Source organism: Paenibacillus forsythiae T98, assembly GCF_000520735.1.
In the GTDB taxonomy this organism is placed as follows: Bacteria; Bacillota; Bacilli; order Paenibacillales; family Paenibacillaceae; genus Paenibacillus_AQ; species Paenibacillus_AQ forsythiae.
Genome location: NZ_ASSC01000618.1, coordinates 1 through 10,401 on the forward strand (window position 1 = coordinate 1; position 10,401 = coordinate 10,401).

Annotated in this window: 10 protein-coding genes and 1 pseudogene; 8 read left to right on the forward strand and 3 right to left on the reverse strand. The window is 47.7% G+C overall.

What is annotated here, in order from left to right:
* The first annotated feature begins 94 nt into the window (after positions 1-94).
* From L692_RS0119220 to L692_RS0119230, 3 genes are all read left to right on the forward strand, one after another.
* Entirely contained in the window at positions 95-979 is an 885-nt protein-coding gene (locus L692_RS0119220; protein WP_025701690.1) for an acyl-CoA dehydratase activase, read from the forward strand.
* Between the two features lie 28 nt (positions 980-1,007).
* Positions 1,008-2,228 (forward strand): 2-hydroxyacyl-CoA dehydratase subunit D, encoded by a 1,221-nt coding sequence (locus L692_RS0119225; protein ID WP_025701691.1) that lies wholly within the window; start codon positions 1,008-1,010, stop codon positions 2,226-2,228.
* Between the two features lie 285 nt (positions 2,229-2,513).
* Positions 2,514-3,479 carry a phosphotransferase enzyme family protein gene (locus L692_RS0119230; protein ID WP_025701692.1) on the forward strand — a complete coding sequence of 322 codons (966 nt, stop codon included), beginning with the start codon at positions 2,514-2,516 and terminating at the stop codon, positions 3,477-3,479.
* A 466-nt stretch (positions 3,480-3,945) separates the two neighbouring features.
* Here the strand turns inward: L692_RS0119230 and L692_RS31985 are convergent.
* Positions 3,946-4,053 (reverse strand): annotated as a pseudogene (locus L692_RS31985) (IS66 family transposase); the annotation flags it as partial.
* A gap of 384 nt (positions 4,054-4,437) precedes the next feature.
* Here L692_RS31985 and L692_RS0119240 point away from each other — a divergent pair.
* The 5 genes from L692_RS0119240 to L692_RS0119260 all read left to right on the forward strand — a co-directional run bounded on the left by L692_RS0119240 (position 4,438) and on the right by L692_RS0119260 (position 9,144).
* The gene (locus L692_RS0119240; protein ID WP_156940512.1) at positions 4,438-5,745 is read left to right on the forward strand and encodes a DUF5050 domain-containing protein; all 1,308 of its coding nucleotides are present in this window, start codon (positions 4,438-4,440) and stop codon (positions 5,743-5,745) included.
* 34 nt (positions 5,746-5,779) lie between these two features.
* The gene (locus L692_RS0119245; protein WP_025701694.1) at positions 5,780-6,877 is read left to right on the forward strand and encodes a YiiG family protein; all 1,098 of its coding nucleotides are present in this window, start codon (positions 5,780-5,782) and stop codon (positions 6,875-6,877) included.
* 41 nt (positions 6,878-6,918) lie between these two features.
* Positions 6,919-7,557: a hypothetical protein gene (locus tag L692_RS0119250; RefSeq protein WP_025701695.1), complete on the forward strand. Its 639-nt coding sequence runs from the start codon at positions 6,919-6,921 to the stop codon at positions 7,555-7,557.
* A 114-nt stretch (positions 7,558-7,671) separates the two neighbouring features.
* On the forward strand, positions 7,672-8,403 hold the full coding sequence (locus L692_RS0119255) for a LuxR C-terminal-related transcriptional regulator (protein WP_025701696.1): 732 nt from the start codon (positions 7,672-7,674) through the stop codon (positions 8,401-8,403).
* A gap of 96 nt (positions 8,404-8,499) precedes the next feature.
* A complete protein-coding gene (locus L692_RS0119260) occupies positions 8,500-9,144 on the forward strand; it encodes a hypothetical protein (RefSeq protein ID WP_025701697.1) in 645 nt (214 codons plus the stop codon).
* 437 nt (positions 9,145-9,581) lie between these two features.
* Here the strand turns inward: L692_RS0119260 and L692_RS0119265 are convergent, their stop codons facing one another.
* Together L692_RS0119265 and L692_RS29480 are read right to left on the reverse strand one after the other, a co-directional pair.
* Positions 9,582-10,046: an acetyltransferase gene (locus L692_RS0119265; RefSeq protein WP_025701698.1), complete on the reverse strand. Its 465-nt coding sequence runs from the start codon at positions 10,044-10,046 to the stop codon at positions 9,582-9,584.
* A 199-nt stretch (positions 10,047-10,245) separates the two neighbouring features.
* The coding region (locus tag L692_RS29480; protein WP_036724543.1) for a sulfurtransferase at positions 10,246-10,401 on the reverse strand (156 nt) is incomplete at its 5' end.

Consider the following 10,401-nt stretch of genomic DNA (forward strand, 5'->3'; position numbering starts at 1 on the left):
TCATCGAAGTGCTGAGGGAGCGCAAAGGTCTGGCCGCCGTCGGAACGGCTTGAGGAACATTACGAAGCACCTATTCTGAAAGGGAGATGAACGTATGAGCGATTGGAAAGAGATCATCGACGCGGACCTGGTGTCCACGATTACCGACGATGTCGCGGTCGGGCTGGACTTGGGGTCGAGAACGGGAAAAGGCGTGCTGCTTGCCGGAGGCAAGCTGTATACAGCGATTACTCCTACGGGTGTATACATGCAAGAGACGGCGGATAAGCTGCTGGACAGGCTGCTGAAGCAGTCGAAGGTGGCAAGGGAGGACATTGCCTACATTGTCGGCACCGGGTATGGCCGCATAGCGCTCAGCTTCGGCGGGATCGGGCACAAGATCGTGACCGAAATCTCCTGCCACGCCATGGGCTCTCATTACCTGAATGCCAAGGTGCGGTCGATTGTCGATATCGGCGGCCAGGATTCCAAAGCGATTCGGGTGGACCCGGCTACGGGCAAGGTCATCGAATTTATTATGAATGACAAATGCGCGGCAGGAACCGGACGCTTTCTGGAGAAGGTCGCCCATCTGCTGGATCTGACGCTGGAGCAGCTCGGCGCCGAAGCGCTTAAAGCCGATGCTCCCGCCGATGTCAGCAGCCAATGCGTCGTATTTGCCGAATCCGAGGTCATCTCCCTGAAGGCCAAAGGCGTGTCCGCCGCCAATATTGCCGCAGGCATCCACCTGGCTACGGCGCGGCGCGTCCGCAATCTCGTCAACCGGATCGGGCTTGAACCGGATCTTGTCTTCTCGGGAGGGGTATCGAACAATCCCGGAATGACGAAAGCCCTGGAAGAACTGCTCGGCCACCCGATCAGCAAAGTCAAGCTCGATACGATCTATGCGGGGGCGCTCGGCGCCGCTGTGTTCGCCCAGAAGGCGGCATCCCGCAGCGATTCGGATTTGAACGATTTTGCGCTTTTGCAGTCCAAATAAAATCATGGTCTTAAGGAGGAATGTGTCAATGTCGACGGTGCTGACAAGCGAGGCCCAGGAACAGCTCAATCATATCCGCCACAGCCGGGATGTCGTCCATGCGTATTCGCCCGCGATCCGGAAGCTGTTCAATCTCGTAATCGATTATGTGGACGATGCGGAGAAAGCCGGACACAGCGGCAAAAAGGTCATATGGGCCGGTGTGCCCTGGGCGATGCCGCTGATCTACTCCACTGGAGCGATACCGGTCGCTTTTTCGGAAATGGGCCGCATCAGCGGACAAGAGGCGATAACGATCTCGGAGGACCATTATCAAATGCCCGCCGAAACCTGCTCTATGGTCAAAGCGACTGCGGGCGAATGGTATCTGCGGAAGCAGGCAGGCTCTTCCATCACCCGGATTTTCGGTTCCTCCTCCGCCTGCGAGCCGTACAACCTGGCCTGGGAAGTGATGAAGAAGGAAGGCTTCGACGTCTATACCAGCGATGTCGTCTATCGGGCGCCGGGAGTGAATGGCGAGCGTTATGAGGAACTGGTCCATTATTTTGTAGACGAAATCCGGGAGTTCAACGAATGGCTGACCGGGACCCGGGAAATCGACAAGGACAGCTTGAAGCGTGAGATTCTTCGCAAGAACTATCTCATGCGCAGAATACGGGAAATTATGGACCTGCGGCTGAACCACCCGTTCTATGTGAAAAGTCTGGCAATCATGTACCTGCTGAACGGTCTTACCCACTATTTCGGCAAGCCCGAGGAATATACCGAGGTTCTGGACAGTCTGGTCGAGGAATTGTCACGGCTTGAGGCCAACGTGGCAGACCAAGGACGGGCCATTCCGCTGATCTGGACGGGAGGCAGCGGGCAGGAATTCGGGATTTACGATGCGATTGATCATGCCGGCGGGGCGCTGCTCGGATTTGTAAGCTCCCCGTATGCCAAGGATTATAACGAGGACATTGATCCTGTCGAATCGCTTGCCCGCTTCCAGCTCGATAGCCAGATGGCCGGGGCCTCCATTTACCGGCGCCACGTCATCGAGCAGCAGATTGACAAGATTGGAGCCCGCGGCCTCATTCTGTACGGATACCTGGGCTGCTCGTTCGGCAGCGTCACCCGCGAAATGTACAGAGAGTATTTCCATAACAAAGGCATTCCGAGCATCAATCTGGAAGGAACATTTCAGGTCGGACCGCCAAGCGGGCAGATTTTGACGCGGATCCGAGCTTTTATTGAGATGCTGTCCTGAACATAGGAGAGGGGCGTCCCGGGAACGGGCCGTCCTTTTTACATCTGATTAGAACGCCGGTCCCATTCAGGGTTGAAAGCGCTAATATAAAGCTTGCTAAAAATGGAAATCTATCGGACAATAGTCCATGGGGGAAGGATGAATATCTTGTCACAACCGGAATCCCTACTACGTCTTAAAGGAGTGATGATGTTTGAATACGCATTCAATCATAATAGAGCCAGTGAGAGGTCATGATTTGTAGATAAGCATACCTCTCATCAGGGAATGGGAGGCAACCAGGAAATGATGTCTTTAAGAAATATGATTCGAGGATTGGAAAATGATTCACCGGCCAAAGAGCTGATTGCACTATGGGATCATGACGCGGGAACGTTGAAGTTCTGGAGAGCCAGCAGCAATTTTGTTTACGTGTTCGACAGAAACGGGGTAAGACACTACCTGCGGTTTATCCATGAAGAGGACAACACTGCCGGGAATATTCAGGCTGAGCTTGATTTCATGCAGTATTTGCTGGATCAAGGCTACCCGACCGTCGCTCCAGTACGCTCTATCAATGGGGCCTGGATGGAGAAGGTATTAACTGCGAGCGGGCTATATTACGGCGTGGTTTTTGAGCAGGCCAAAGGAAAGCATATTCCGCTTGAACAGATGTCGGATATTCAATTTGAAGAATGGGGCAGATCGCTTGCCGAACTTCATCTTTTATCTGAAAAATATACACCTCAAGCGCCGTACAAAAGTTGGCAGGATGCGCTGGCATTCGTCTCTTCGGTATTGCGGCGGTATCCTCATGAAGCAGGTCTTCGCCAAGAACTTGAACGATTGCGGGAACAACTCTCGGAGCTTCCGGCCGGCGCAGGTCACACCGGGCTTATTCATTATGATTTCGAGACCGATAATATCTTCTACGACGATGAGGAACAGCGCTATTGCGCCATTGATTTCGACGACGCCATGATCCATTGGTACATGATGGATGTTGCATCCGCCGTTTCCGATCTGTATGAACAGGATGGCGAAGAGGGCAGCCGGAGGATCGGACAGTTTCTTACCGGGTACAGATCTATCAAGGCATTGGATGAAAAATACCTGAGCTTGCGCTTCATTTTTCAGAAATTTGCCGATCTCTATATGTTCGCGCGGCTGCTTCGCAGTGTCGAGGATATGGATGATTCCAGCTCGCCGGAGTGGGCCGTTAAGCTTAAAAATAAGCTGCTGGGAGCTTGTGACCGGATACGGGAGCGTTAATACAATGGAGAACAAGGATTCCCGACTGCCGCCGCCTTTTGGCGGCTTTTTTAATATCGCTTCAATCGTCAAATATGAGCGGATACGACAACCTGAACACATTCCTTATTCAGCTTTTCTTTTTTGTTGCGTCTATCGGAATAACTTCAACAGCTTCCTTCTCTCTGGCCATGGAGTCACAAAGTCATATGGCAGGGAGAGCATCTGCACTTCTTGGATTACTGCCTTTTCTGCTAGGAGCATGTACCTCTCCATTGGTTGGCATTGCCGGTGAATACACAGCAGTCCCAATGGGAGTGATTATCTTGTCGACCAGTTTATTGGCTCTCCTTGCTTACTTTGGACTTGCACATAAGTCCCAAACAAGCTTGATAAGCAGTCATAAAGAAGCATCAAATAGCCCCGCCTTCGATGTCTCGATCCGCTAGACCGCTGCACTGGCCTTCGCATCTTATGGCACGTTCCTTCGATTGTTGCCTTTCACCATCCGCCCGTCTTTCAGAAATGCCGTTAGCTTCTCCCACTGGTTCAAGCTGTAGGTGATCGCTTGTCCAAGCAATCTCTTGGGCAAGCTCCATGCAAAGCCTGCGGCATGTACAGGGAGAAGCTTTTTATTTCCCGAACAATCGGGCGGATCTTTCTATTACCGTTAAAACCGAACATTCGCATATATGCATATCCCAATTCAAGAAAAAAAGTAAACGCTTTCGATGTGTGCCTTTTGACTCAGTCCTCCTAATCGACTGATGAATCTCCCGGCTTATATCGGTGCTCAAAATGACTGATCAGGCTTGAACCTTTGCACCTGCAAGCTAGTGATTGAATTCCATTAAGATCCATTCCAACCCATCAGTTAAAATTTGGGACTTATGAATTATGGGAAAATTGTAATATAAATCCGATAAAAGAAGGGTATTGACTTATATACATAAATTATATTAGGAGAAGGAGTTTTAGAATGAACAGTTGTTATGGAATGGCCAGAAAGTCCCTTTTTACCCTGCTAGTCTTCGTATTGGCACTTACCGGAGTTACAGTGGGTAGAGCAAAAGCTGAAGGAGCAGTGGCGGCCCCGTCTGATGATGCTTATGTGTACTATGTATCTAACGGGGATCTGTACCGGGTGCGTACTGATGGAAGCCCCGCGCAGAAAATTCGCGATAATTTCGACGGAGTGGAGCTGAAGCCCGCGGGTAATTATTTGTACTATATGTTCGATGCCGAATCCACGACATTGCTTCGCTTGTCGCTGACGGATGCCCAAGCCAAAATTTCTAATTTTGGCGGAAACAAAAGAATACTTCATTACATAACAGAGGGCGACCTTATTTATTACATGGATGATAAGGGTGGCATTTATCGTGCATCGGCCAACGCCGAGAGATCTACAGACGGTACCTTGATTGCCGACATGGCGGATACGAACTTCCCTCGGTTTACGGTAGTGGGGGGCAGAGTTTATTATAATGCTCTGAAGAATGGGCGTACAACCTGGGTAGCTTCCAAGGCGGCGAACGGCAGCGGATCTGTTCAATGGATTGCCAGCGGAGCTTTTCCGGATGATTATTTTGCGCATACGTACAATAACACGCTTTACCTGATGGTGGATACCAAACCTGCTGAAACTACGTATTCTTTGAACAGCATGGTGCTCTATACGCTACCGGCAAGCGGCGGTACTGCCAAAGCCATTAACGCAAAAGCTCCTCTGGACGCGAATTCGGTAATGTCCGGCTCATGGGCCAACGATTATTACTTGTTCAATAAGGGGATTCGTCTTGACTCTAACGGGGATTATGACTATTCCAAAGGCAAAGGCGTTCTCATGGACAAGACCGGCAAATTCATAACCTTGAATCAAATAGGTGTGAATGAAATAGCCAGTCTGGGAGCGAACAAATTCGCTTATGTAGATGGCAAAGGCAGGGCTTATGTAAGCACGATTGCCAATGGGAAAGTAACAAGCGCCAAGAAGATTCCTTTAACGAATGTCGGCTATATCCGTAACTTAATGAGCGGTGGAAAAGTAAGATCAACCGTTCTGTTTGCCGAGAGCGGAGGTTATGTGCTCAATTCAAATTTAACAGTGACCAAGATGGTTGGCGTGGAATGGGATTTGTGCGTTTATAAAGCGGATATCGCAGGGATTTTCTATGTTAATGCGGGAGATAACGGCCGTTTGTACCGGATGAGCGAGGACGGTAAGACGAAAGTGAAGCTGTCCGATGAGAAGGTATCCCGTATTGTGCTGATTTCCAAGAACTAAATAAAAATGTAACCGAAGTGGAGGATTTCTATATATGCAAATTTTGAAAAAATCCGGTTTGCTGGGCGGAGTTTTGGCTGTTCTATTCATGTTTACGGCATGTTCCGCTCTCCAAACGGAGACAGCGGTCGGGACGAACTCGAAGGCGGCGGGTACGGAAACGAAGACCGAAGGGGCAACGGCCTCAGCGACAGCCGGAGAAGCGGAGGCTGATAAATCCGCAAATCCCACCGATGCCGACAAGCTCGATCTGGAAATTGCGAAATTTAACGCTTATGTCAATCTTAACAATGTGATGACCGGCCGCTTGCAAGATGTGCTTAATGATTATTTTGAAGAATTCGGAGACGGGGCTCTGCCCAAGATCGAGAAGCATTTTAGCGGCTCGCTGCTCTCCATTTCGAGTTACGATGAGGATGCCATAAATTTAGCCTTTCAGTATACGGATAAGGAACCCGCGTTTGATTCGCTGGATTCCGCCGTCATTCAATTGGAGCCCTCGATCAAGAAGTTGGTTGCTGTTCTGGGCGAGGCTTATGACTATTATGACGTTAAAGGGTATGCGGATGATCAATTTGCCAAAGGCAAGCAATTGCACGCGCGAATCATACAGGCTCATCGGGCTTATGAAAAAACGGCGGATGTGTTCTTTGACGGTGTGAATGATCTGGGGCAGAAACGTATGCAGGCCGAGTTGAAGGAACTGTTGGCGAACGATGAACAAATCAGGTATGCGATCTTGACTTTTATGCTTGATGCGGAAGCTCTGTCCGACGTAATGGAGCAGCAGGAGATATATGCCGACAACATTCTCGACCTTGATCTGAAGTCCTTTCAAGCAAAATACAAGGTGCTGATCACCGATCTGCAAAATATCAATAAATATGCGGCGGATAAAGCGCGGGTAGAGAAAGAAGGTTTGCGTGAGTATGCGCTGGAGGCTTATGTTGATGCGGCCAAAGACGTAAAGGTAGCGGCAACCAACATTGTGGAACGAGTGAAAAATAAGAGAGCTGTGGATGAATTTACTTTGAAAAGCAGCTTTTTTCGGCAAAATGAGGACGGAACCCCCGAAAATTACAACGATAAGGTTAGCACATTGATCAGTAAGTACAATCAACTGAATCAATAGTTTCAAAGATTTCAAATCAATGGTCAGGAGGAAAAAAGATCGTGATTGCCCATTCTTGGAACGAATCGGACATATTCGCTACATCCGGAGACGAAGCGGTAGTACTGACACCCGATACCATTTATGTGAAAGTGAAATTGCAGAAGGCGAAGCAAAGCATAAGTGGCCCCACAGAGGAAGTTGGATTTAAGGATCGGTTGCTTTCCGATGAAACGATTTCGATTTCTACCATTACCCGAATTGCGGCCAATAAGAAGACAGGATGGATTCGTTTATTCACTAAAATTAATGGAAAAAAAGACAGCGAATTTATCGTTATTGAAGATGCCCAAGTCAAACAGCAATTTATTGATAAATTATATACATACATGCAGGGGAGCCATACTTATCGGATCGAGGAATACTCCGCCTTTAAGGCTGGAATCAAGCCTTCGCTAACGCTGCTGATTACAATTCTGGTCGGAATGCTCCTGACCTGGCTTGCCATGGATATCGAGAACGGACCTGAGCGCACGATGTATGTAAAATCTTCTGTAAAATTGCTCTATACTCTAGTTTCATTCATAGGTCCTGTCGGCGTTATGATAATCGCCGGAATTGTCGCGCTGATTACCATTTACGTCTTGGTTCGCAGGATCAGCAATCCGCCGATTATGGTCTTGATCGAACCGGACAAGTGAAATAGCTGAAATAGCCAGCGCGTGCCGGTACTCAACCGGTACGCGCTGTTGCTTTCTTTGTTTACCCGATAAATATCTTCTGGAAGCACTCAAGGCAGGAAGGAAGGGGAATGTATGCCCGCAACCATGGAAGCATCAAGCCATCAGGGTAAGGAAGTCCATTTTTTATCTAACCAACAATTCGATCGAAAAGGGATGACAAATCAACTCTTAATCACTGTTTTTCAGCATTGTATTTTGAATATTAAAGAGCATCTTTCAGGTACATATCTGTTTCTTCTTACCGATGAGGAGGGAGCTCTTCTGGCTATGGATTACAGCCCTAACCTAAAGAGCACTATGGATCGTTCACCGATTCACATAGGGATGTTTTTTACTGAACAAAGCTGTGGTGTTAATGCGATTTCTGAAGCCATTGCGCAGGGTTGTCCTGTGTATTTGACGCCTGAACAGCATGAAAGTCCCTTTTTTAAAAACTGGCATTGCTACTCAACCCCTTTAAACGTTGGGCTTAAAAATATAGGTTATCTCGATGTATCTACTGTTAATGCAGATATGAAAAGTGAACTGATTGCTATCGCCAAGCTAATTCCAGCAGATATGCTGGCCGCTTACCAAGCTCAACTCGCTACCCAAGCTGCGGAGCAGTTTCCGGTGCAATTAAGTGAGCGTCAATTAAAAGTTCTAAAACTGATTTCACAGGGATTAACTGGAAAGGCAATTGCCGCAAAATTGAAAATAAAAGAATGTACTGTAAATCACCATAAAAAAATCATATTTAATAAATTGGGTGTACAGTCCAGCACAGAAGCGGTTTCGGTCGCTACTCGGCTGTCTTTTTTGTAGAGCAACCTATAGTTTTATATAGGTGGAAGCATCAACGTTTTATGTTAAACTTTTCTGGTATTGAAAAATAGAGAAATGATTTGCCAGGAGGGTGTTATGTCAAGGAAAAAAATAGGATTGTTGTCAATGGTAATGATGCTGGTATTAGTGCTGGTTACAGCATGCGGGGGGAAAGAGAAAGAAATAAGTTTAGGGGTAACTGAAAGCGGATCTTACACAAATGACTATTTTGGGTTATCGCTAACCTTCCCTAAAGAATGGTTGTACCAAAATGCGGATCAGATGATGGAACTTATGGCTGCTGGTAAAGATGTTATTGCTGGAGATGATGAATCCAAGAAGAAAATGCTGGATTTATCTAAGAGCAAAACGCTTAACTTATTAGTGACTTCGAAATTCCCTGTAGACTCAGGGAAAGTAGGTCCTTCAGCCATAGCTGTTGCCGAGAAGGTAAGCCTGCTCCAAGGCGTAAAAGATGGTAAAGATTATCTGGAAGCATCGAAGAAATTAATGGTCGACAGCAAGCTTCCCTATGAGTTCAAAGATATATCAACGGTTAAAGTTGGCGGAAAAGAAATGTACACAATGCAGGCCTCCATTAATACAGGTCAAGACATTGTCACACAAGACTATTACAGTTCAATTATCGACGGCTATGCTTTTAATCTTATTCTTACTTACATAGACGCTGAGTCAAAGGCTGAAACGGATAAGATCTTGGAGTCAGTTACGTTTAAATAGGGCTTGCTGAACAAGTTCGAAATATACAAGGAAACATGTATTTCCTCTGATTCAATCAACCACATTTTATAAAACTTTTTACTTTATAGTAAAATTTATGCATACGTGATGGCCGTGTACCTTCACCAAATTACAGAACAAGAAGCCCGCGTCTCCCGCGGGCTTCTCCCATATCCAACCCTCTAAACCTCTTCCTCCGTCGCTGCCCGATTATCGCCGTACGAAATCCATTCGCTCCAGCTTCTTACTCCCTCACGAACCCCTATGCTTGAATAGCTCCAAGCCGAAAAAGTGGGGGGGTCCGATCAGCGCGGCGGGAATGCCTCCGAAGATATGCTAATTCCCATGAGCAACGATCTCCCTGACTCGCTTGGGAGCGATTCAAGAGCAAGAACCCCGTAAACGATGGGGCGTATGGACTGTTTGCAAACCTTGACCTATAGTTCTTCGTTAACCTGACTTCTATACTCGAGATGAAGCAGGGGAAATGGCTTGCCCGAACTGTCCAGCTCCGACCGCCCAATCTGTACAAAACCAAATCGTTTGTAGAATGCGCATGCCCCATCGTTTTGCTCATTGACATCGACTTGGATGGTGCTTCCTATTAATTTTTGGGCGTGTCTTATTAAACGGCTGCCTATCCCCATTCCATGGTATTCCGGATCTACGAACAGCATTTCGATCTTGGTTCCGGCAAGCCCAATAAATCCTGTCGGCTCTTGGTTATCGTTTCTTCTTACCCAGATCTCAACTACTCTTAATGCTACGTTTTGAACGATATCGCGGTAAAATTGAATATCCGAATCCGTCAAAAATGTGTGGGTACGACTTACGGCTCGATACCAAATATCGACCAATATATCGTGATCACTTTCCTCGTATGAGGTTATTTCGTCTACCATTGTTGCTCCTCCATTCGCTCAAATTTCAGTGATACAAGCATAATACAATAACTTAGGGGCATACAGAATTTAACATTTATCCAATGCCTTGGATTTCCGACTTCTTGTTTGCATAAGAGCCCAAAGAGGGCCGCAACAGTCCGCCTCCCGGGAATCTGCCACAGCCCCCAAACCCGCGTCCGACGCGGCCTCTCGGCTCTTATTCTTCTCCAATCGCCACCAAATTCTCCTCATAGCTAATCCAGTCGCTCCAGCTTCCCGCATAAAGCCGCACCTTCTCATACCCGGCTCTATGCAGAGCCAGCACGTTCGGGCAGGCGGTGACGCCGGAGCCGCAGTAGACGATGACTTCGCG

What these genes read in the sequence shown, in the direction of transcription:
- L692_RS0119260 (WP_025701697.1), top strand. Translation starts at nt 8,500, where the DNA reads ATGTCAAGGAAAAAAATAGGATTGTTGTCAATGGTAATGATGCTGGTA.
- L692_RS0119245 (WP_025701694.1), top strand. Translation starts at nt 5,780, where the DNA reads ATGCAAATTTTGAAAAAATCCGGTTTGCTGGGCGGAGTTTTGGCTGTT.
- L692_RS0119220 (WP_025701690.1), top strand. Translation starts at nt 95, where the DNA reads ATGAGCGATTGGAAAGAGATCATCGACGCGGACCTGGTGTCCACGATT.
- L692_RS0119230 (WP_025701692.1), top strand. Translation starts at nt 2,514, where the DNA reads ATGATGTCTTTAAGAAATATGATTCGAGGATTGGAAAATGATTCACCG.
- L692_RS0119255 (WP_025701696.1), top strand. Translation starts at nt 7,672, where the DNA reads ATGCCCGCAACCATGGAAGCATCAAGCCATCAGGGTAAGGAAGTCCAT.
- L692_RS0119240 (WP_156940512.1), top strand. Translation starts at nt 4,438, where the DNA reads ATGAACAGTTGTTATGGAATGGCCAGAAAGTCCCTTTTTACCCTGCTA.
- L692_RS0119225 (WP_025701691.1), top strand. Translation starts at nt 1,008, where the DNA reads ATGTCGACGGTGCTGACAAGCGAGGCCCAGGAACAGCTCAATCATATC.
- L692_RS0119265 (WP_025701698.1), bottom strand. Translation starts at nt 10,046, where the DNA reads ATGGTAGACGAAATAACCTCATACGAGGAAAGTGATCACGATATATTG.